This window comes from Enterococcus massiliensis, assembly GCF_001050095.1.
In the GTDB taxonomy this organism is placed as follows: Bacteria; Bacillota; Bacilli; order Lactobacillales; family Enterococcaceae; genus Enterococcus_C; species Enterococcus_C songbeiensis.
This window is the reverse complement of the sequence record NZ_CVRN01000007.1, coordinates 1,087,490-1,109,952: the sequence shown is the minus strand read 5'-3', so window position 1 is coordinate 1,109,952 and position 22,463 is coordinate 1,087,490. Positions and strand designations below refer to the sequence as shown.

Genomic DNA, 22,463 nt, shown 5'->3' with positions numbered 1-22,463 from the left:
TGGATAGATGTGGAGGTGGCTTCGATGAAAAAATTAAAGACAGAACCTGAAAATTTAAATGATATTCCGGTTATTTTTGTCTATAATCAGTATGGTCAAATTGCTGAAAAGATTTCTATTAATGAATGGCGCAGACGAAAAGAACAGGAAAAAGAAATTGAAAATTTTGAAATTCGTCTTTATCGGGAAGCCTTGAATTATTATGGTCAGAAAGAGTTTGAAAAAGCAGAAGATTTACTGACCTTTCTAGTTGCTCGAACCAACTATACCCATTACGAGTATGTGGAACGCTTGGCAAATATCTATCGACAAGAAAAACGAACAAGCAAAGAACGTACGGTTCTCTTACTTGCTCGTCGTAGTTTATTAGCAACCGAAGATTTTGACGGTGTTATCCGCCGAATCGACAAACGGCTCCATTTGCTGGGTCATCCTCTCGATAAATCGCTTGGCGTTGCTTTTCAAAATTAATAGTTCATTGCAAATTAAAAGGAGACGAAAATGTCTCCTTTTTTATTTTTGCAATGTACCATCTTTTTTGTAAATTTTGACCGCAGTTCCTTTGTTTTCGGCAATTTTCTTTGCTCGCTTCACTGCTTCATCCTTTGTATCAAAGCGATCACTTGCCCGCTCCGCACCTTCTGAAATCACCTGCCACTGATCTTCAGAAAATCGGACTAAAACATCTGCCGACAACAATTCCTCCGCATTTCGATCTTTCTCATGAAAATCCCCTTTTTGCGGATTTTCTGCTTCTTTAAATTGACGTTTTTCACTTTCGTCCGCATCTTCTACCCATTTTTTTGCTTGACTAATGGCAATCGGGATCGCTCGGTCTTCAGGATAGCCATCGGTCAAAAGCGCATTTCCGATGTCAATCGCTTTTTTTCGAACCAAATGATCTAAATTTTTCATAGATACTGGATAATCTTTCATGTTCCATGACATACAAATATCCTCCTTTTACCTCAGTGATTCTTGCAAAAGCCCTCAAAATGAGCGTCTACTCTTTTATTGTAGCTTGAGAATCGACTGAGGAAAAGAATTTCACCTTATCTCTCCATTGCTTATTTTGCAGATGAATCAGAAAAATTTGGGGCTTTTTTTGAAAACGAAAATTTTCCGTTTGTTTGAATCACTGATAGAAGCACTTTCGTCAATTCCATTAAAATGACTGCTGCAAGCGCCAGGCAAAGAGAAATGAAAAATTGTGTCTGACCAAAATCTGCTGGTATTGAGAATAACCCTCGTAGCGCCGGTAAAAGTGTTCCAGCATACAATAGTCCACAAAAACCGACAGCCGCTAGAACGATCTTATTATGAAAGAAGCCTGCGCCAATCACGGTTTGTGTATTGGATCGTGCTGGGAAAATCTGTAGGGTACGACTCAAAATCAACGTGGAAAAGGACATGGCTACACCTAACTCAGCAGATTGCAGCATTCCAATCCATTGGGCAACGATCACGGCAATACTAATCAAAATTCCCCGATACGCAACCGAGATGAAGGTACTTCCAGAAAAAATGCCCGTTCGTGGATTTCTTGGCTGACGTTGCATAATGTTTGGTTCCGGTTTTTCCATTCCTAAAGCAATTGCTGGCACAGAATCATTCACCAAATTGATAAATAGTAATTGTAAAGCGGTAAATGGATTTGCCCAATTCATCACTAAAGCGAAAATAATTGTGATGATAGCTCCTAAGTTACCGGCAAAAAGATAAGCAACGGCTTTTTTAATATTATCAAAAACATTTCGACCAACACCGATTGCATTGACGATTGAAGCAAAGTTATCATCTGTTAAAACCATTGCTGATGCATCTTTTGCTACATCTGTCCCAGTACCCATGGCGATTCCGATATCTGCTTGCTTCAAGGCAGGAGCATCATTGACTCCATCCCCAGTCATTGCAGAAATGTGTCCTTTTTCCTGCCAAGCTTTTACGATTCGAATTTTATTTTCCGGAGAAACTCGAGCATAAACAGTGACTTTTTCCAACGTTTCCATTAGTTCATCATGAGTTAATTGATCCAACTCAGCACCCGTCAAAGCCAAATCGCCTTTTGAAAATAACCCGATTTCCTGTGCGATTGCCCGAGCTGTTGTTTTGTGATCACCCGTAATCATAATTGGCTTGATTCCGGCGTTTTTTGCATCGGTGATTGCTTGATAAACTTCTTCTCTTGGCGGATCGATCATTGCCAACAAACCAAGCAAAATCAATTGATTTTCATCCTCATGAGTCACGGCTGTCGTTTGCACTGGACGATAAGCAAAAGCCAATACCCGCAATGCACGGTTTGAAAATTCTTCGTTTTGTTTTTGGAATTTTTCTAATTGTTTCGCATTAAAAGGTAAAATTTTATTTCCAACCTTAACATGGGTACTACGCTGGAAAATAACATCCGGTGCACCTTTTGTCAGTAACTGTAATTTCCCATCTATCGTATGAACCGTTGACATTAACTTACGATCTGAATCAAATGGTAATTCATTTTCACGAGGATATTTTTTCCGCAAACTTTCTGCTGAAATTTGTTTCTCGCTACCAAAATCAACTAACGCAATTTCCGTCGGATCACCGATTTTATTTCCTTCTTCATTGATTGCTGCATCATTTGCCAGTAAAGCTGTTTGCAGTAATTGTTGTTGGGTTTCTTCATGGTTTTCAAGAAAAAATGAATCAACAACTGTCATCTTATTTTGAGTCAAGGTTCCTGTTTTATCCGTACAAATAATACTGGTAGCACCTAGAGTTTCCACAGCAGAAAGTTTACGAATGATCGCATGCTGCTTCGCCATTTTTTTCGTTCCCAAGGATAACACAATCGTCACGATAGATTGCAGTGCTTCTGGAATGGCAGCGACAGCTACGGCCACTGCAAACATGAAGGCATTCATCACACTCGGCCAAATATCGGGATTGCCGCTAATAAAGATACGTGCCAACTGAATACCGAAAATCAACAGCGAGAGTGCTAAAATCGCTAACCCTAATTTTTGGCTGAATCGATCCAAATTTCGCTGTAAAGGAGTTGCCGCAGTTGTAGCATTTTCTAACAAATCAGCTACCTGACCGATTTCGGTTTCTTTACCTGTTCGAGAAACAAGAAATTTTCCTCGGCCATAAACTACTAAGGTTCCACTATGCACCATATTGTTGCGGTCACCAACGGGTAGAATCCCTTTAATTTCTGCCGTATTTTTTTCTGCGGGAACTGATTCTCCCGTCAACATTCCTTCATCAATTCGTAAACTTCCAGCTTCGATTAACCGTCCATCTGCCGGAACAAAATCACCTGCATCCAGTAAAACGACATCTCCAGGAACAATCTCTCTGGCGGGTACTGTTTCAGGAGCGCCATTTCGAAGGACCTTTGCACTTGGCGAAGATAATTTTTTCAAAGCATCTAATGAGTTTTCTGCTTTTTTTGTTTGGATCACACTAACAACAGAATTTAGAAGCAAAACGGCAAAAATGACTACCGATTCTAATGGATGGCCCATCACGATCTGTACGACCGCTACAATCAACAGAACAATCACCATCGCATCTTTAAAAGTCTCTAAAAACACTTTCCAAAGAGGTGTTTTTGCTTTACTTTGAAGTTCGTTGAAACCATGAGCTGCCAAACGCTGTTCTACCGCATCACCTGACAAGCCGTTTTCATTGCTGTCTAGTTCGTGATAGAGATCGGTCATTTTTTTCTGATAATCGGTTGTTTCCTGCTTCATGTCTTTTTCTAATTTCTGTTCCACTCGAGAACCTCCAATAATTTGATTTGAAAGAAAAGAAAAAGACCCAAGACAACTATCTGGATAGTCATCTTAGGTCTTACTGTTTAATATAATACCAGATGATCGAAAACGACCAACTTACTGTTGATATTATCGCGAATACTCGCCAGTTACTCCCCTAAGGAGATATTCTTTTCTTTCGTTATATTAAGAGTAACAAAGTTGAAGAACATGTGCAAGTAAAAACTTTATTTTCCAAAAATATTTTCATTTCAGTTATTTTATAACAACGGTTCCTTTCACTTTCATCATTGAAAAATTCCCATTAAAGCCAATAAAATCATTGTAACAATAGCGACAGCCAGCATAACTTTTTCATATTCTTTCGGAGTCGCCATCAAATTTTTTGGGGTAATTCGTAAAATTTTAATCTCTGGAAATTCTTCCTGCAATTGTGTTTCATATCCCCATGCTTTTGGTGCCAAAGCTACGGTGACGTGTTTGGTATTGTGGTGCAATAGTTCCCTTGTCTCTTCTAACGTCTTCACAAGCCAATAAACTGAGGGATACTCTCTCATTAATTGACGAAGATTCTCTTCTTTAAATTGCGGGCTCAACTCTTTAGGCAGTTTATTTTGATTGATGTCTGAGCCGGCAACAATCAGATAACCAGTCGTTTGACCTATAACCGCAGCCTTTGGTGCCAAAAACCGCATAAACTGATCTGTGGAAATCAAGATCACTTCTACTGTTGGGTACCATTGAAGAATTTCTTTTTTATATTTCAGCGTAATCGGTGTAAAAGCCACTGCCTGATACGCAAGAATTGTGTCTTTGTTCATATCCGAAAGGCTTACCAACTGCCATTCATAATCGCTGTTTTCAGCTTTAAGAACATTCAACGCTCTTGGTTCGTAGACCTGATCTTGTTGCGCCCAAAACAACCCATATTTTTCTTGTGAACTTATCGTAAGTAATGCTCCCTGCTTCATTTTTTTCCTCCTAATTCACAATCAATGATTGTAGTATGACTGTCAAAAAAATGCCCACAAAAAAAGTAATCCAAATCCATCGACCAATATCATACATATTTTCTGTTTGGGAATAAAGGGCTGCTGCTCGTTTGGTTTGCCACATATAAACACCGGTGCCAATCAAACCACCTACTGTATAAAAAAGTAAAATATTCAGTCCGCGTGGTCGCAAAATAATTTGCAGAATCAATAGAATGACAGAAAAAACAATTAATCCATACATGTACCGTTTTGCAAGAGGATAGGTCTTGATTAACGTCGGCTCCGACTTATTCTCCAGCATTTCATCGATGGAAACCTGATAAAGATTGCTTAAAATCAGTAAATTTTGCAAATCCGGTTGTGCTTTGCCATTCTCCCAATTGGAAACCGTTTGTCGACTGACCAAAATTTTTTTTGCTAATTCTTCTTGCGTTAACTGATGCTCGATTCGCAGCTTCTTCAGCTGTTGATTGAGTTCCATTTTATTCCCCCCAATACTCCCTGCTTGATATCCCAATCTTAGCAAATTTTTGTAAAAAAACCACAAATACCTCCATTTCTTACCGACAAAATCATTAGACATAGCGCTGGAATAGGGTTTTTTACTTAGAAGTTACAAAATTTCTTTAATAGAAAAACTTTTTATTTTGAAACAAACGCGTAATGGGAGAATGAGATAGTATTTTTTGAGCATTATGGTATGATAACCGTAACAATTGTTTTTTAGGAGATGATTCTTATCTTTGCCTTTATTGAGTTAAAAGAATGGATTGCCGGTGAACGTTTTTCAGTAATTATTTCCCCTATTTTGATTGTCATGGGAGCTTTGCTGTTACTTGTTTTTATGTTTGCCGTAATCTATCATCATTACCGATTCAGCAAGCATGTAGCCATTTTTTCTTTCGTTGCTTTGTTAACTATTGGTGGTGTTTTTTATCTCCAACACAATCGACTTCAGGAATTCTACACGGTCAGTCGCGACGTTTTACCAAATATTCGTGACCGTGAGCTGACTTTTACTGGGTATGAACCTTATGACGAAGAAACAATCAATTCATTCAAAAGATTTCAGAATCGGGCGGGTATTGAGGCACTTGGTATGTACACCTCTCATCCGGTTAGCGAATCTGTTGATTATCTTGGGACTGCCTATGACTCTTATTATTTTCTTTTCCGTAATCAAGTCGTCTATTTACGGGATAGATCAGAATTTACCGCAGACAAAGAAGCAAAATTAACAGGTATCCAGTATACTTTGGAAAAAAATGAATTTGCTAAGATTGGTTTTTTGAAGGAAACAAACCATTTTCTGAACGTCTTAAAAATCCCTGAAACGCAAAAAGAACTGCTTTACGAGCCTATTGATGGCAAAAAAGCACGTCCCTTTGAAATTGCACAATCTGTTTGGGCAACCTACGATGAACCACAGTAGAATCTGGGATAATCCAGATTCTTTTTTATTTCAAACATCCCCAAAAAATAAAAAATTGTTATATACTCATAAAGAGCTTTTTAGATTTTTTAGTAAAAGGAGAATAATATGCACTTTATCTATGTAATAGTGGGAATTTTTATTATTTTGACCCCCCTAGTCTTTTCCCATCTTTCAAAAAAGAAAAAATATGAACTGCTATCCCTGATTAGCTTAACGGCAATTTTTCTGGCAGGCTGTTCCTCACTCAATCTTCCGGGAAAAGAATCAAGTTCTGATTCAGTTTCACAGGAAAACATTCAAGCAACCAATAGCGAACTTGCAGAGTTGAGTTATAAAGGAACGCAGACCATTGATATAAATCAAGGGAAGCCCACCTTCACCCAAAAAGATTTGATCACCAAAAATGGTCCTTGGGAAAAATATGGCGATTTAGATTCTTTGAATCGACCAACCTATGCCGAAGCATTACTCAAAAAAAGTCTGATGCCGACTGAAAAGCGTGAACCCTTGACCGTGGACCCTACCGGCTGGCGGAATAAAAAAATCAAAGACGGCTATCTGTACAATCGGTCCCATTTGATTGGCTTCCAGTTGACTGGGCAAAATAATAATTTGAAAAATTTGATTACCGGTACTAGACAATTGAATAGTCCGGAAATGCTGCGTTTTGAGTCCGACATCGCCTATTTCCTTAAAGAAAACCCAACAAAGTATGTTCGTTATTCTGTCGTTCCGGTTTTTAAAGGAGAAGAATTAGTTGCTCGTGGCGTACACATGCAGGCACAATCCATCGACAGTGATGATATCCAATTTAACGTGTATATTTTTAACATTCAGGATGGTGTAACAATCAATTATTCAGATGGCACCAGTCGAATTGGCTCTTCAACAACCAGTACAACAGAATCCGTGAGCGAAGAAAAAAAATTTGTCGATAAAAACGGCAATGGCTTGATCAAAGGCTCCAATAGCGGAATTTATCATATTCCCGGTTCGAAATATTATGACAAAACGACAAATCCGAAGACTTGGTTCAAGACTATTGCAGAAGCAAAAGCTGCCGGCTATCGCCCACCGGCAGAGTAATTATTCTATTTGTAACCTCAAAAAGAAGTATCCAACATATGCGGATACTTCTTTTTTTACAGCTTCTACTTTTATCAAGCCACATCCTCCCGTTTTCTTGAAATAAGAAACGAGATACCTAAAAAGACAACCCCATAAGCTATCATAATCAAAACAGAAGTTAGCGGTACGGAACCATTCTCGATATAGCCCACAGCCAATTCTCGAAAATGATAAGTCGGTGTCATTTGGGAAATAGTTTGTAACCAGCCAGGAAATTGATCAGTCGGAAACCACAATCCACCCAACATGGCTAATCCTAAAAACAAGATATTCGCAAAAACAGACACTGTTTTTTCATCCTTAAAATTGCTGAGAATCGTCCCTAGACTTAGAAAAATCGTTGCCCCAAACAACAGCAACAAAGCAGAAATAATCCATTGTTGCACGGTCAAATCAACTTTTCGTACAAAAAATCCGGTCATGAAGACAAGAAAAATCGCCAAAATGAAGAGGAGTAGCATTTTTATTATCTTGATTAAATAAATATCAAATTTTTTGATTGGTAGTCGATTCAAAAGGACGCGCCATCCATTTTTCTTGTCTTCGATAATTTCAAATGGGAAAGTGAAAATAGAAAAGCTGGTTAAGCTAAAGGTTGTCATTGAAATAAGATATTCCTTCATGAAGATCTTTTGATATTCTGGATTGGGAAGTTTAAGCACCGCCGTAAAGATTAGGTAAAATGCAACCGGCATAGCGATACTCATAAGCAAATATTTTTTGTTGCGGGTAATCCGCAATAATTCAACTTTCATCAAGTTTCTCATTGCCTATTCCGCCTTTCTCTCTTTTCCTTTTTCATTAAAAATCGTATCCAATAAGGAGGTATTGGTTAATTCGATTTTTTCTAAAGGAAAGTCGATGGCTAACAGTTCTTCAAAAATTCTGCTTGTCTGCTCAGCTTGAAAGTGCCATTTTGTCAATTCATTCGTTTCAACAATGCGGATTTGATTAACGGAAATTATTTTTTGGATTTTTTCTTTGTATGGTGTATAGTTATCGGATTCGATCCAAAGTATCTTCTCGTGATCCAGCATTCGAAGATGGTAAGGCGTGTCATCAGCAATCAATTCTCCATCGTTTAACAAAATCACCCGATCTGAACTGTAATTCACTTCTTCAATATAATGTGTCGTAAAAACAATTGTTGTTTCATTATCCATCAATTGCTGGATAATCTCCCAAAAATGCTTTCGAGTGCTGGTATCCATACCATTCGTTGGTTCATCCATAATCAGCAATTTAGGTTTATTAATGATAGACAAACAAAAATCAAGGAGCCGCTGTTGTCCACCAGATAATTTTGCGGCAAATTGATTTAATTGTTCAGAAGAAAATTTTAAGATATTGTTCCTCTCTTCTTCAGACAGATGATTTTCCCCATAACTAGCGACAAAATGAAGAAGCTCCTTTACTTTTACATCATCGGGAAAATTCGTTTTTTGTGGTAAAAAACCGATTTCATTTTTTTCAAAACTCATTGTAATACTTCCACTCGTTTGAAAATAATTTCCCAATATAATATTTAGAAGTGTACTTTTTCCTGCCCCATTTTTTCCTAATAAGGCAACACATTCATTCTCATTGATTGTCAGATCAATCTCACTTAATGCGACATTGTTAGAAAATTCTTTTTTTATTTTCTCAGCAACGATGACCGGCTTCATAAGATTCCCTCCTGTACCCAAACCTTTTGCAGAAAAATCCTTTTCTTAAGTATACAGGAGGTCTGAACTTTTTAGTAGCTAGACGGGTTCTTGCACCTTTCTACGAACTACATTAATACACATCTTTATCAATAATCATCAACGTTTTTTTATTATAGGTAACAGTGACGGTCATCCCGGCATACTCTCCGCTTTCATTATTTTGCCATTCCGCTATTACCTTTGCAGGGTGTCCATACTCCTCCTGTTCCCAAGTAACTTTACTTGTTGGTTTGCCGACTATTTTTTCCAAATCAGCATAATTTCCGCCATTGGTATAAGAATACTTTTCTGTTTTTTCGTTATATTCTTCTGTTGCTACTTGGATGGCGTCAAAAACCGATTGGCTCCATCCAGAAACGCTACTGATATCTTTTTCCTCAGAATCAGACGTCCATAAAGTATAAGTCGCCTCAGCGGGTTTTGATGGTTCAGCAGTTTCAGAAGAAATGGAACGAATAAAAATTTTACCTATGAAGATCGTTAGTGACACTAAGAAAACTGCTAAAATCAGTTTCCCCCATTTTACTTTCGATAAAGTTGGCACAGTATCTATTTTAGGTTTTGCTTTTTCTGCTATATACACTGTTTTACAATAATCGCATTTCCAACCATTGGTAGTTTCGTGGAATTCCGTACTTCCACAATTTTCACATATCTGTGGCTTCATTGACAGGTTCCTTTCTCCGTATAATTTTCTGGAAAATCTTCAGGATATGAACCTAAGCCATTGTAAGGATGACTTTCAGGAATTCTTGTAAAGTAAACATATCGTGGAATTGGTGAGATATAAATAATTTTTTCTCCCTCAAAATATACGTTGGGTTTTCCTTGCTCCTCATAGACGAATTCTTTTGTGAAACTTACGGCTGAAAAATCATTGAGTGCCAATAAAAAGGCATGAACTTCTCGCCAGGTTAACTGACCATCTCGTAACTCTTTTTGCAAAATTTGCATTTCCGAATTCTCAAGATTCTCATCATCATAATTAAGCACTATATTTTCTCTAATTTTATTAGGATCGGTTAAAATTTCATCTGGTTTTCCAAAAGCTTTTGTAACATCTTTTTCTGAATACTGGGTATATTCGGGAATATAAGCTAATAAAAACCCATTCTCCTTGTAATAACTAGTCGCCGCTAAATCTGAATCAGGATTTTCAATTAGCATATCTTTTTTAGGAGCGCGCGTGAGTCGATTTTTTTCCAATTTATCGTGCTCTTTTTGCGCTAAATCCAACCGTTGCCCATATTCTTTCGTTTTGTCCCCACCATATTTAGCTATGGATACCTTTGCTTTTGATATTTCTTCTTGATTTAGCGTCAACTCCGCAATCATTACATTTCTTTGGGGATTCTTTAACTCGTCTTCACTCCACTTTGTCGCTTTCGTCGTGACCGCCGCTCCTTGCCCCAAACCATCGATTCCTTTTTCTAATGGACCATGAAGTGCAAAACCAATTCCAACAAAAAAAATGATCCCTGCAGCGAGCCAGATGCCGAAGTGAGATTTTCGATGAGAAATATCGACAGGTACGTCGATTTCATTTGAGGGATAAACAGCATGACAATATTCACATTCATACCCATTTCTTACTTTTTTAAAACGATTCCCTCCGCAAAACTCACAAACTAAAGCTTTCATATATTCTCCTTAAACCAAAAAAACATCCGCTGGAATTTTTTTGTTCAATGCTTAAAAACTCGAAAAGCTGCTGTTTTTCTGATAAATACTATAATGAAAATAGCCCACCTATCATGTTTTGTCAATAATCTAATCGTAGGTTATTTAGTATTTTCCATTTTTCTACTTTCTTGGTTTTAAAAGGAGATGTCTTCATTTTTAGTAGAAAAAAACCAAGAACAGTTTGCTCTTGGTTGACTAAAAATTATATTCAAGAAATTATAGACCACGGTCACTATTTCTTTTTCTCTGCTTTTTCATCTAAAGTACTTAGGAAAATGGGCATCAAAATTAGTAGGATTGATAGTACGACATCACTTACAGAAATATTTCGCAGTTTTAAGATCGGCATAACAAGAATAACAAGAGCATATAAAAAGCGACGTTCATTTTTTTGTAAATTTTGTTGAAAAACAGTACTTGAAAAAGAAATACCAATTATCTTGTTCTTAAACAAATATCTCCAGAAAACGATTATTAAAATAATGGCAATCACTAGCAATATTCTGGCTAAAAAATAATATTTAATTTGATGGAAGAGACAAGCTGTTATCAACAAAAGAGCATACAGTCCCATTAATCCCCAATTTTGTTTTCGTTCGCGATTATCCACTTTGCGCCTCCCTAATTATGCTGTTTGCGGTAAACACCTGTATTTTTATACGCCTTTAACACAGTATTTAAATTAAACATATTCTGCATTTAATCCAATTACTATTGATTTTTAAAGCTTGTTCCTAATCTCTACCTTACTCGTTCACAATTATTTTTGCAACCCCTTTCAAGAACGTATGGTTTTTAAAATATTGGATTCCTATTTTATTCTTTAGATTTAACAATCCTGCGTGTTAAGATTGAACTTGAGTGTCTGAATTGGAGTAGTATCGATTCAATCTTCTGGTGCATCAAAGTTTCGCATTTTTTACTGTCAAAAAAATTGTCTACGGATATTCTTACCATAGACAATTTCTAAAAATCCACAAACTATTCACTTCTATTTCCAAATAAACCCTTATTTTTTAGGTTTTTCATCGTCGTCCATTTTCGATTCCGACAAGTGGCCTCTAAAGCCCGGTATATCAACACCTTGCATCTCAGAAACAGCCCGTGACAGCAATTTGACAGCAGTAAATCGTAAAAAAATTACACGTCAAATTTGGTAAATTCATCTGCTAGAGATTGGTTTGTTTCAGGATATAGGTGCCCATATTTGTCTAAAGTTGTCTTGATGGACGAATGCCCCAGCCGTTTTGAAACAGCATAGATGTTCTTATTATGCTCAATCAAAAAAGCAACATGGGAATGTCGTAATCCATGTAAATGAATTGATTTCACACCAGCAACCTCGGCCAATTTTTTAATACGTCCCAAAAATGTTTTTGGTGACGGTGGCAATCCATCAAAGGTGAAAACAAAACCTAAATCCTCGCCGATTAGTTTTTGGGTTTCTTGCCATTCTTTCAAATCTTCGACAGTTTGTTGGTCTAGTGTGATAGTTCGGATACTTGAAGCATTCTTCGTATCAGAAAACTCATAATCCGTTCTTGTCCGAATGTAAAGAGATTTATTCACACTACAAGTACTTTTTTTTAAGTCAATATCCGGCCATTGCAGAGCAAAAAGCTCCTCACTTCTGAGACCTGTAACAAACAAAAAACGCATCATTCTTTTGTAGAAAGTCTCCTGAAAATCACAGAGATATGGGCAAGCGTACACCTTTTTAAACTCTTCAACAGTCCAAAACTCTACTACTGAACGTTCTGTTCGAATCTTACCAATCGTATCGACTGGGTTTTCTTCAATCACTTCTAAAACCACTGCACGCTTAAAAATGATCCGTAACTTGTTAAAAATCTGTTTAATATAATTGTTTGATAACGGACGTGTGGTACCCTCTTTGTTCGTAACAGAACACTTTTCAACGAGGTACTGTTGAAACTCTTGAATATGAATTGGTCTGATCTTTTCCATCTGCATGTTTCCGAAATAGGCCAGAGCACGTTTTAACGTCTTGTCGGTTTTTACATAGGTTTTCTCAACTGTACCTAGTTTATACCAAGGAAAGAAGTACTTCTTATAAAAGTCTCGAAACGTAATTCCTTGTAAATAGATATTTTGAGAATCAGAATAATTCTTTTTCAACTCTTCCATGGCTTGTTTTGCCTCTGTCTGGGTTTTAAATCCCCGTCTGGTGGGCTGAATTCTCTTACCAAACCGATCGTACCCTAGAGACAACGAAAAATACCACGTCCCTCGTTTTTCGTCTTTGTACACATTTGTAACTCTTCTCATTGCACTATTCCTCCCAAGAAATATGCAAGACCTCTTCTACAATTGAAATAGGAATTCGTTTTATCTTTGAGTTTCGGTAAAATGAATATCCTTTATTGACGAGAAGTCTCTTGCATTCCTTGAAAATTTTGTCAGCATAGTACTGAGAAAACCCCAAATCAATTATATCTTTTCTAGTAGCTGTCTTCATTATACCGCCTTCCTTCAAAATTGTCTTATCCTCAGCAATGTTTTTCTAGAAATAGCTATCAACTTTTGATGGACTTTTTTCATCTATCAGCTGCTCTGCCAAAGCACATAGGAATCTCACCTCCCCCCAGTAATGGCGGGCCAATTTGGTTACGGAAGTATCATTATCGTAATCACGAGTTCATTTCAGAAACTATCGCTCAAAGGAATATCTTGTCATGGCGAAACTAAATAGAAACTCGTAAGCTACACGTACTGATAGATATACTATTCACTTTTCAAAGAGCATTCGGCTTTTTCAGCCTATGAAAGTCTTCTATTCGAAACTGATAAAAAACTTTCATAGAATGAAAAGGAAAGGGAAAAAATACGTTAGCGAGTTGTATCAAATTCAAGTATCTTTTCAATCAATTTCGTTTCCAGTTGTCTACGCATATATTCATCCATATACATAACCATGCCTTTTTCTTCTTCATAAACGGACTTCATGGCTACTCTTGAAATATAGTTTTGATATTTTGACAGGACAATGGTCATTGCGATTGAATCGCCGGAGCTTGCAGCTTTGATCGTTTCTACTGGTATGGACGGTATATATCGTTTAGTTTTCTTCATAACTTTCACCTAATATCCTGTTCAGATCTTCTAAGGCTTCCTGACGTTGATACCAAACACTTCCAAGACTTTTTCCGACTATTTCACTAATTTCACGATCATTGAGACCGATGAAAAACGACATCAGGATGATCTCTTGTCTAACACTAGCCAATTGTTCAATTGCATTTGCCAATACTTCATTGCCTATTAAAATTTCGATTCCTAAGACAGGAAACTTCCCATTACCATTCAGCCTCGTGTCAGAATAATAGAATTCTGTACCTAGATTTTTTTGTTCCAACGTCTCCATTGAAATTTGACGCTGGCGAAATCTCGCATCTTTCTTTTGAATATTGAATGCTTCATTGCGGACTACTTTCTTACAAAAACTGTCAAACATGTGTTGAATGTGGGTTTCTTTAGAGTCGCCCATAACATTTTCCTCCTCAAAAAAATCATTCAACTCGTTTTCATATCTATCCCTTTCCATTATTACTACAATCTGGGAGTGAGCATTTTTCGAAAAAAGACAAATTTTTTTAAAATAAAAAGGCATACAGACAAGAGCTGTCTATACGCCTCACAAACGGATTAATTTATTATCAGAATTATTTTTTATTATTCAAAATATCAACATGCCATGAAGCTTATGAGTTACTTACAATCTAATTACTCAAGTGAAAGGTGAAATCTGAGTTATCAAAAACGCTTATTTCAGATTTACTTGTCTAAAGTTGCCACAAAACGTTCTTTAAACTTCAAAAATTCTTCGATGTTCATCACTATATGGTAAAGACGTACTTTACTAATAAACTCCTCACGAGTCGTAGATAAGTTGTTTTGTTGAATGTATAGAATCAAATCAGCTACTTTACGCAGCTGGATTAGAGGAGAATTCATTTTAGACAAATCGTCAATCATCGAATCAAGAAACTCAGCTACAATTTGTGAATCACTTTGAAATACTCGTATATTTTTCATCTCATAATGGAGATTATGGAGCACACCGCTCTGTTGCAGACGCATTTCAAAATAATTCACATAATAATGATCTTTTCGTGGAAGACGGTTTTGTTGGTATTGAAAAGCAATCGCCGTATATCCTAAGATGTCTTTTTCCAGCTGAATGATGTCTTCCCAAACTTGATTGTTAAGTGTGGGATCTTTCAAATAAGCAGAAAGTTTATAAAAAATTTTCTGCATTTCTCGATCCGTAGACTCCACTGCCTTTTCTAAGTATTTCTTCTGACTTTCACAATTTTGAAAATTATTGACGACAATGGCAATCACTAGCCCAATCAACAATAATGAAAACTCATTAACTAGATTTTCGATTGTAATTATTTGATCTGCCGCTCGCAACAAATGACTCACCACGACTGCATTTCCCGAGAGTGTTTTGAGCAAATCACGTAAACTCAAGGCAAAAGTCAGAACGACCATAACGATGCCATAAGCAACCCACTCCGCACTAATCACTGAGTTCATTAGCCCGCATAATACCACGGTTCCAATAAATGTGATTATACGATGCAATCCTATACGCAGAGTCTCGGATCTTGTGGAAGCAATAGTTAGCAACGTGATGATGCCCGCTGATGAAGCATATTCCAATTGCAAACTTTCCGCTATATAGATTGATACGCCACTACCAATACCAATTTTTAATGCATACAATAGATGGTTCCATAGAGCCAACCGTTGAATCATCTCAGGCCTCCATTTCTTGGTTAATGCAACGTGTAGCGAACATACTCTAACGTAACTCCGTTTCCAAAGGATGCAGATAATAATCCTTATTATTTTTATTCTCCAATTTATTCAGAATAAATACTATAATCTCAAAGGGTAGTCTTTCAGATTACCCCTTTGAGATTATTACAATGCAACCATTTTAAATAATTTAAAGGAGCATCTACAATCAAGATAACTCTGTAATCACTCTTCTCATAGTAGTAATTGCTTCTTCTGGTAATGCGTTATACCCTTCCCTTTCCGAATTTTGATTCAAAATAAAGGTTAATCGGCTTTCCATCCGCTCTCTTAAAGCTTTCATATATTTCGCATCATCAAAATTTACTTCAAAACCTTCTAATGGTAGATAATTCATTCCTGAAATTGGACCGAAAGAGACAAACTTTGCTTGTTTTTCCACAATTTTTTCAATTGAAGAAAGAGTATCTTGTGGAGTGACTTTTTTACCTTGATAAAATCCGGTATTTAAGATATAACAAGCTGTCTGATTTTTATTAAAAAGCGTTTTGAAATCTTCAAAATCTTCTCCTAGTGGGTAAACTCGAAATGGATTAGCGAAAGGTTCAATCACCAAGTTATCTCGATCTTTATTATCAACAATATTTTCAGCTGTAGAACGTTTTGTAGCCAAAGTTAAACCAAAGACTGCCGCCAAAACCGAATCATCAATCTTCACTACTGGAGGCAACGTATCATCTTTCATAATCCAGAAAATCGCATCAAGAGATGAACATAGATGGTCTACTCGATTTGGCGTCACATATCATGATTTCATCGTTCGCCCATTTCCATTTCGTATATCTTGAGTGACAATGACTTTCTTCCCATCATTATCTAACGTCACGCCAACATTTTGACAAGTCATAAAGAAATTGATCGCTGGATCCGTCAAAGAATAATCTTGTGTCTTATCAAAATAGGACGGCTCTAATGCTGTGGTAGAGCCATCTAATTGATTAATGACAAATGCATCATCGTGAAGTACCTTTATTTGGTATTTATCATTATGCTCGGCCAAAGTAATTGTGGATTTTCCAGAACCAGAGAGCCCAAAAGCCGCCATGGTAAATTTTTTATCTGAGAATTGATATTCCTTCATCCCACCGTGACACGCTACATACCCATTTCGATGAGCGATAGACCATGCCAAAGTCAGAGTGGCTTTTTTTAATTCTCCAAAATATTTTAAACCTAATATAGCTGCTACATTGTGTTCTGAATCAAATAGTGCTAAACCATGAGGAAAAGCTGGATGTGTCCAATCCGGATCTGCATACAAATAAATATCCGTCTCAGGATAATTCTTAGAGTCTTGGTACAGCGCTCGCCATTCCTGATTCATAATTTGGAAATTCAAAAGATAGGAGTAGAAATTCGTCTCGTAGTTTTCTGGTAATATAAGATGTGCTTTTACCATGAAATCCTTATCCAACCCTACCACGACTTCTCCTGCATAGAACTTCTTATGAGTTCCTTGGGCCAAAGCATCTCGCAATACGCCTTCATATAAAGTCTTGTCGATTCCTGGTTGTCCAATGACACGACGAGCCGATGCAGTTCGTCCAGTGACTTTTCCATCATTAAAAACAATTACTTTAGCATCCTCTGGTAAGCCTAGATCAGTTGCATGACTTACAGGCATGTCCGTAACAACAGCACCGGGCGCCTTCCTTGCCAAATCATAAGCGCTAGCTAAATCGCTAATAACCTCGACATTATTGCCATAAAAAGCACTTTCTATAATTGTTTTAAAACTAGAAAATGCCTTATTCTCTATCGTGATTTCTTCATGTGAAAATGTACCAACACTTGCCATATCGTGATTCCTCCTAAATCCAATCCAAAGCGTTCTTATATCTCTAAAACTTTTCCAATAAGATAAGATAGAATTTCTCATCTTTCAAAAATGTTTCATATTCTATTCTCGTAGTCTAGTAATTCAAAATTTAATAACACCCATCCATAATAAACCAAAAAAAGTCCCCACCCTTAGAACATCTATCAAAAGTAGGGACCTTTCATAATAACAATTCAGTTAGGTCATTTCAAATTTTTCAAAATCAGTTAATGTCCAACGTAACCGAAACTTTCTGAAGCGGAACATCATAGAATGGATTTTCCCGACGTCCCAGAAAATCACGTGCTTGTTCTGGAAAAAGAGCATAACTTAAAATATCTTCTTCAGACTTGGCATATTGAGATATTTCAGTCTCCGAATGCTCTAATCCAGGTTGTAGTAAATCCGCCGGCCGTTGAGTAACAACCGCCTCATCTCCAATGATTTGCTGACGAATTTCTGAAGCAATCGCAACCGGTGATTTGCCATATAGGCCTCTCACATAGTCTTTGATTTCTAGAGGCACATTTTTGTAGCGCTCTCCAGTAAGCACATTCATCACCGCCTGGGTCCCTACCATTTGCGAAAGAGGTGTGACCAGTGGGGGAAAGCCCAAATCAGCCCGTACTTTTGGTACCTCCGCCAATACTTCCTCATAGCGTTGTTCCAGACCTAACTCTTTTAACTGACTCAATAAGTTAGACAACATCCCCCCAGGAACTTGATAAATCAGTGTTTTGGGTTCGGTATCTTTGACCTTTGCATTCAGTAGGCCCTCTGCCCGAAAACGATCTCGAAGCGGATTAAAGTATTCGGCAGCTTCATTGATTTTTCCTAAATCGAGTCTTGTATCATAGCCCAGCTCCTCAAAGGCCAAGGCTAAGGATTCCGTGGCTGGTTGACTGGTTCCTCCCGCAAAGGAAGAAATAGCTGTATCGATAATATCTGCCCCCGCTTCAGCGACTTTCAAATAGGTCATTTCCGCAATTCCACTGGTCGCATGAGTATGAACATCGACTAGCAATTCCGTGGAATCTTTAATCTGTGATACCAACTCGTACCCTTTCTGTGGCGTGAGTACTCCTGCCATGTCTTTGATACACAGGGAGTCCGCCCCTATTTTGGCGATTTTCTTGGACAATCCACGATAATAATCGATGGTATGAAAATCACTAGTGGTATAAGAAATCGCAACTTGGCAATGGCCCCCTGCTTCCTTGGTAGCAGCGATTGCTGTTTCCAAATTACGCAAATCGTTCAAAGCATCAAAAACGCGAATGATATCAATGCCGTTTTCAATCGATTTCGTGATAAACGCTCGAACGATATCATCGGGATAATTCTTATAGCCTAATAAATTTTGTCCCCGGAGCAACATTTGCAATTTGGTGTTTTTGACTTCTTGTCGGATGGTGCGCAGACGTTCCCACGGGTCTTCATTTAGAAAACGCAGGCAGGAATCAAAGGTCGCGCCACCCCAAACTTCCAAAGCATGATACCCTGCTTCGTCTAAGGTTTGGAGAACTGGGGTCATCTCAGCGGTAGTCATTCTCGTGGCGATTTGGCTTTGTTGCCCATCTCGTAATACAGTTTCTGTGAAGCGAATACGTTTTTCCAATGATTTCATCCCCTATTTCTTTACTGGAAACATTTTACTTAATAAGATGGAAGCCAAGTAAATAATGAAAATGACGATAAACACGCCACCCCATCCGAATACAAGCAATTCAAGCGATTTTAGTAAAGCTTCTGACATTTTATTCTCCTCCTAAGCGAGCAGTGCTAACAGCAAACCACCGGCAATTACCGAAGCAATCTGACCAGAGACATTGGCTCCTGCCGCATGCATTAAAATGAAATTTTGCGGATCTTCTTCCGTTGCCATCCTTTGAATCACTCGACTGGACATAGGGAATGCGGAAATACCCGCCGCCCCAATCATCGGATTGATCTTTTCTTTGCGGAATAAGTTAAGCAATTTTGCAAAGAGCACACCGCCTACCGAATCCATCACGAAAGCCACGAGTCCTAGCCCGATGACCATTAAGGTATCCACTTGAAGAAATTCTTCGTACTGCATTTTTACGGAAATCGACAAACCGAGTAAAATACTAATAATATTCACCAATTCATTTTGTGCAGTGATTGATAGCCGATCCAAAACACCACATTCTCGTAATAGATTCCCAAACATCAAGAAACCAACTAAGGGTAAGGAAACCGGCGCAATCAATCCCGCCACAATCGAAATCACGATTGGAAAAAGGATTTTCGCAGTTTGGGAAACTTCCCCAGCTTGATAGCGCATACGAATCTTACGCTCTTTTTTCGTGGTCACGGCTTTGATAGCTACAGGTTGAATGATTGGTACTAGTGCCATATACGAATACGCCGCTACCATGATTGCCCCCATATATTTCGAATTCAGCGTATTTGCCACAAAGATGGAAGTTGGCCCATCCGCTGCCCCGATAATTCCGATAGAAGCCGCATCATTTAAATCAAATCCTAATAGGACGGCCATGATAATCGTGAAGAAAATGCCAAACTGAGCTGCCGCACCAAACAGTAATAAAAAGGGATTTTGCAGCAACGGGCCAAAATCAATCATCGCTCCAATCCCAATAAATAGAAGCAATGGGAATAACTCGGTACTAATTCCTATATCAAATAGGACTTGAAACGGCCCTGCTTCTCCCCCAGCGCTTAACACCCCAGAATTTGGGAAATTCACTAAAATAGTCCCCAGTCCCATGGGTACGAGCAAGGTAGGTTCGTATTCTTTTTTGATGCCCAAATACATCAAAGTTCCACCGATAATCATCATGACAATTCGTCCGGGCTCTTGGCCCATGCCTTGTAGACCTTGAACTAACGTTTCCACTGTATACCTCTCCTTTTTAAGCTATGCCGATTAATGAATCACCTGGATTCACCATCTCACCTTGTGCGACTGCGATTGCTTCCACGACACCTGCTTTATTCGCAACAATTTCATTTTCCATCTTCATCGCTTCAAGAATCAACAATGGCTGATTAGCCACAATTTCATCCCCTACATTGACTAAAATTTTCAGAACAGTCCCTGGCATTGGCGCGGTGATTACCTCACTGGCCGCTTTCATCTCCCCAACAGCTTGACTGGTAACTGGAGCACTTGCTTCTACTGGTACAGGTGCCGCTTGAACTGGTGGCTGAACTGACTGAGCTGGTGCAGCTAATGATGCGGCTTGGGCGGGAGTACCGCCGATTTCTTCCATCTCCACTAAGTACTCTGTGCCATCGATGGCAATCTTAAATTTTCGTAACATCTTGATTCTCCTTCTCGATTTTTTTAACGATAAATCTGCTGGTGGGGGCATCTTGGGCAGCGATTGCCGTGGCAAGTACCGCAACACGCTGAAGTTCGGGATTTCTTTGCCAAGCCTTCTTCAAGGCAAAGCGACTAGTAGGATTGTCCCCAGCTCCTATCGCCCCGGCCACAAGACTTAAAAGCAACAATTGATCTGGCTCGCATTCGACATATTTCGGTAACGCAACGTAAGGAGCCGCTGGTTGCATTGATTCCTCCACGGCCTGCTCGTCAAGGCGCTTTTTCTTAAAACGCTGTAAAAAGTTCATTCTTTCTCTCCCTTTGAATAAGAAAGGAAGCCATAAACGATATACCCGTGGCATAACGAATATAACTTCCAACTCAACAACTAAATTGGTAAAGCACCGGTTAAGGCATACACAACTAAGTAAATAATCAGAATTGGCCAGCAGTACTTCACGTATTTCTTCTGGAAATCAACAAAGTTCATTTCAGTGGAATCCGTCAGCATGAACAAAGCCGGAATGACCGGTGAAATCAACCGGAATGATTGACCTACCATAGAAGCCACAGCAGCTTGGAGTGGTGTAATGCCATACTGCTCCATCACTTCTCCCACTACTTTGGCAATCCCAAAGTAGAAAGCATCCTGAGGTAAGAACGTAATCGCCGGTGCCGAAATAACAGCATAGATTGGTGCCATGTGTGCTCCTAGCCCATCTGGAATAATCATCGTCATTCCGGAAGCCAATGCGGTCGCCATGCCACTGCCGGATAAGACTCCGGAGAAAACCCCAGCAGCAAAGGTTGCCAATGCAGGCGCTAACGCATCGGAAGCGATTGCATCTATGCGTTCATTAATAATGCTGACTTTCCGATAGTTCACCGTCAAGACAATAGCGCTACCAATCATGAATAGCACAGCACCATGGGCGAAACCTTGAATCAATAAATACAAAATTCCGAGGGTCAAAAGCAAATTGAACCAAAATAGTTTCGGCCGTTTCAACTCGGGATCTTTCGCCCGAATACAATCCAGCATTTTTTCCATCATCACGTGATCAATGTCCGCATCCGCTCCATTGCACCAACCTAACCGCTTGCGTTCCTTTTTCCCTAAACGATAAGCCAAGAAAATTGCAAAGATTTCGGCAGCTAATAAACCTGGTAATAAAGCGCTGAACAGTTCATTAATCGGCACTTCCATAGCTGTACTGGCCGCAATGGTCGGTCCACCCCAAGGAAGTTGATTGAAAATCCCAATAGGCGTCACAATCAAGATTGCCAAATAGCTAAGCTTCATCCGCATCGACCGATACAGTTCTACAAATGCAGCCACACAGATAATAATGGTCGTTGTGGTATCACCATTCATCGTCACCACGGTGGCCGTCAATACAGTGGCCATAGTGACTTTCAACGGATCTCCTTTCGCCTTCTTAATGAAGAACTCGCATAAGGGGTCAAACAAGCCCACGTTCAGCATCAAATCGAAGTACATTACCGCAAATAATATCAACAGCCCCGGAGAGATGACCCCCATACTGACTTTGGCGGTTTCTGGATCGACTTTGTAAAACAGAGCATCGGTAATCCATTGAAACAGGTCGGCAAACGTCGAGTTCGTCAGCAGTACCACTAGCACCCCGAAAAACAGGGGCACTAGGGTCAAGGCGCCGACAATCGACAGTTTATTTTTCGATAGCAAGAATATAAAGGTTACAATCATTAACAGTGCTAATACTAACAACAAACGAATCACCTCTTATTTC

At 38.7% G+C, this 22,463-nt stretch carries 23 protein-coding genes and 1 pseudogene; 3 read left to right on the top strand and 21 right to left on the bottom strand.

What is annotated here, in order from left to right:
* The first annotated feature begins 24 nt into the window (after positions 1 to 24).
* Positions 25 to 471, top strand: coding sequence for a hypothetical protein (locus tag BN1875_RS12585; RefSeq protein WP_048605160.1), 447 nt, complete (start codon positions 25 to 27; stop codon positions 469 to 471).
* A gap of 42 nt (positions 472 to 513) precedes the next feature.
* Here the strand turns inward: BN1875_RS12585 and BN1875_RS12580 are convergent, their stop codons facing one another.
* The 4 genes from BN1875_RS12580 to BN1875_RS12565 all read right to left on the bottom strand — a co-directional run bounded on the left by BN1875_RS12580 (position 514) and on the right by BN1875_RS12565 (position 5,237).
* A complete protein-coding gene (locus tag BN1875_RS12580; protein ID WP_048605159.1) occupies positions 514 to 948 on the bottom strand; it encodes a DUF2188 domain-containing protein in 435 nt (144 codons plus the stop codon).
* A gap of 119 nt (positions 949 to 1,067) precedes the next feature.
* Positions 1,068 to 3,737, bottom strand: coding sequence for a cation-translocating P-type ATPase (locus tag BN1875_RS12575; RefSeq protein WP_048605351.1), 2,670 nt, complete (start codon positions 3,735 to 3,737; stop codon positions 1,068 to 1,070).
* Between the two features lie 311 nt (positions 3,738 to 4,048).
* Entirely contained in the window at positions 4,049 to 4,732 is a 684-nt protein-coding gene (locus tag BN1875_RS12570; RefSeq protein WP_048605158.1) for a hypothetical protein, read from the bottom strand.
* A gap of 10 nt (positions 4,733 to 4,742) precedes the next feature.
* Positions 4,743 to 5,237 (bottom strand): helix-turn-helix transcriptional regulator, encoded by a 495-nt coding sequence (locus tag BN1875_RS12565; RefSeq protein ID WP_048605157.1) that lies wholly within the window; start codon positions 5,235 to 5,237, stop codon positions 4,743 to 4,745.
* 249 nt (positions 5,238 to 5,486) lie between these two features.
* Here BN1875_RS12565 and BN1875_RS12560 point away from each other — a divergent pair, with 249 nt between their 5' ends.
* Entirely contained in the window at positions 5,487 to 6,188 is a 702-nt protein-coding gene (locus tag BN1875_RS12560; RefSeq protein WP_048605156.1) for a hypothetical protein, read from the top strand.
* 108 nt (positions 6,189 to 6,296) lie between these two features.
* The gene (locus BN1875_RS12555; RefSeq protein ID WP_082147283.1) at positions 6,297 to 7,277 is read left to right on the top strand and encodes a DNA/RNA non-specific endonuclease; all 981 of its coding nucleotides are present in this window, start codon (positions 6,297 to 6,299) and stop codon (positions 7,275 to 7,277) included.
* A gap of 74 nt (positions 7,278 to 7,351) precedes the next feature.
* Here the strand turns inward: BN1875_RS12555 and BN1875_RS12550 are convergent, their stop codons facing one another.
* From BN1875_RS12550 to BN1875_RS12475, 17 genes and pseudogenes are all read right to left on the bottom strand, one after another.
* On the bottom strand, positions 7,352 to 8,074 hold the full coding sequence (locus BN1875_RS12550; protein ID WP_231586087.1) for an ABC transporter permease: 723 nt from the start codon (positions 8,072 to 8,074) through the stop codon (positions 7,352 to 7,354).
* A gap of 15 nt (positions 8,075 to 8,089) precedes the next feature.
* Positions 8,090 to 8,986 carry an ABC transporter ATP-binding protein gene (locus BN1875_RS12545; protein WP_048605154.1) on the bottom strand — a complete coding sequence of 299 codons (897 nt, stop codon included), beginning with the start codon at positions 8,984 to 8,986 and terminating at the stop codon, positions 8,090 to 8,092.
* 112 nt (positions 8,987 to 9,098) lie between these two features.
* Positions 9,099 to 9,695, bottom strand: a complete 597-nt coding sequence (locus BN1875_RS12540) for a hypothetical protein (protein ID WP_048605153.1) — start codon at positions 9,693 to 9,695, stop codon at positions 9,099 to 9,101.
* Positions 9,692 to 10,669, bottom strand: a complete 978-nt coding sequence (locus tag BN1875_RS12535; RefSeq protein ID WP_053082162.1) for a DUF4947 domain-containing protein — start codon at positions 10,667 to 10,669, stop codon at positions 9,692 to 9,694. The genes BN1875_RS12540 and BN1875_RS12535 overlap by 4 nt, the downstream gene beginning before the upstream one ends.
* A 274-nt stretch (positions 10,670 to 10,943) precedes the next feature.
* The gene (locus BN1875_RS12530) at positions 10,944 to 11,321 is read right to left on the bottom strand and encodes a hypothetical protein (RefSeq protein ID WP_048605152.1); all 378 of its coding nucleotides are present in this window, start codon (positions 11,319 to 11,321) and stop codon (positions 10,944 to 10,946) included.
* A 530-nt stretch (positions 11,322 to 11,851) separates the two neighbouring features.
* Complete coding sequence (locus BN1875_RS12525; RefSeq protein WP_048605151.1) at positions 11,852 to 13,000, bottom strand: site-specific integrase; 1,149 nt, start codon at positions 12,998 to 13,000, stop codon at positions 11,852 to 11,854.
* Positions 13,001 to 13,004: 4 nt separating this feature from the next.
* Positions 13,005 to 13,190, bottom strand: coding sequence for a DUF3173 domain-containing protein (locus BN1875_RS12520; RefSeq protein WP_010759302.1), 186 nt, complete (start codon positions 13,188 to 13,190; stop codon positions 13,005 to 13,007).
* A gap of 371 nt (positions 13,191 to 13,561) precedes the next feature.
* Positions 13,562 to 13,804 carry a helix-turn-helix domain-containing protein gene (locus BN1875_RS12515; protein ID WP_010759303.1) on the bottom strand — a complete coding sequence of 81 codons (243 nt, stop codon included), beginning with the start codon at positions 13,802 to 13,804 and terminating at the stop codon, positions 13,562 to 13,564.
* Positions 13,791 to 14,219: an RNA polymerase sigma factor gene (locus tag BN1875_RS12510; RefSeq protein ID WP_010759304.1), complete on the bottom strand. Its 429-nt coding sequence runs from the start codon at positions 14,217 to 14,219 to the stop codon at positions 13,791 to 13,793. Before BN1875_RS12510 ends, BN1875_RS12515 begins: the two co-directional genes overlap by 14 nt.
* Before the next feature lie 287 nt (positions 14,220 to 14,506).
* Positions 14,507 to 15,496 (bottom strand): aromatic acid exporter family protein, encoded by a 990-nt coding sequence (locus BN1875_RS12505; RefSeq protein WP_048605150.1) that lies wholly within the window; start codon positions 15,494 to 15,496, stop codon positions 14,507 to 14,509.
* Positions 15,497 to 15,707: 211 nt separating this feature from the next.
* Positions 15,708 to 17,357: pseudogene (locus BN1875_RS12500) on the bottom strand (phosphoenolpyruvate carboxykinase (ATP)).
* Positions 17,358 to 17,601: 244 nt separating this feature from the next.
* Positions 17,602 to 18,996: an oxaloacetate decarboxylase subunit alpha gene (locus BN1875_RS12495; RefSeq protein WP_016250063.1), complete on the bottom strand. Its 1,395-nt coding sequence runs from the start codon at positions 18,994 to 18,996 to the stop codon at positions 17,602 to 17,604.
* 12 nt (positions 18,997 to 19,008) lie between these two features.
* Positions 19,009 to 19,134, bottom strand: a complete 126-nt coding sequence (locus BN1875_RS13895; protein ID WP_033787933.1) for an OadG-related small transporter subunit — start codon at positions 19,132 to 19,134, stop codon at positions 19,009 to 19,011.
* A 12-nt stretch (positions 19,135 to 19,146) separates the two neighbouring features.
* Complete coding sequence (locus BN1875_RS12490; protein ID WP_048605149.1) at positions 19,147 to 20,262, bottom strand: sodium ion-translocating decarboxylase subunit beta; 1,116 nt, start codon at positions 20,260 to 20,262, stop codon at positions 19,147 to 19,149.
* Between the two features lie 16 nt (positions 20,263 to 20,278).
* Positions 20,279 to 20,689 carry an acetyl-CoA carboxylase biotin carboxyl carrier protein subunit gene (locus tag BN1875_RS12485; RefSeq protein ID WP_010759309.1) on the bottom strand — a complete coding sequence of 137 codons (411 nt, stop codon included), beginning with the start codon at positions 20,687 to 20,689 and terminating at the stop codon, positions 20,279 to 20,281.
* The gene (locus BN1875_RS12480) at positions 20,673 to 20,999 is read right to left on the bottom strand and encodes a hypothetical protein (protein ID WP_010759310.1); all 327 of its coding nucleotides are present in this window, start codon (positions 20,997 to 20,999) and stop codon (positions 20,673 to 20,675) included. Before BN1875_RS12480 ends, BN1875_RS12485 begins: the two co-directional genes overlap by 17 nt.
* Positions 21,000 to 21,079: 80 nt before the next feature.
* Positions 21,080 to 22,453: a citrate:proton symporter gene (locus BN1875_RS12475; RefSeq protein ID WP_231586086.1), complete on the bottom strand. Its 1,374-nt coding sequence runs from the start codon at positions 22,451 to 22,453 to the stop codon at positions 21,080 to 21,082.
* Positions 22,454 to 22,463 lie beyond the last annotated feature (10 nt).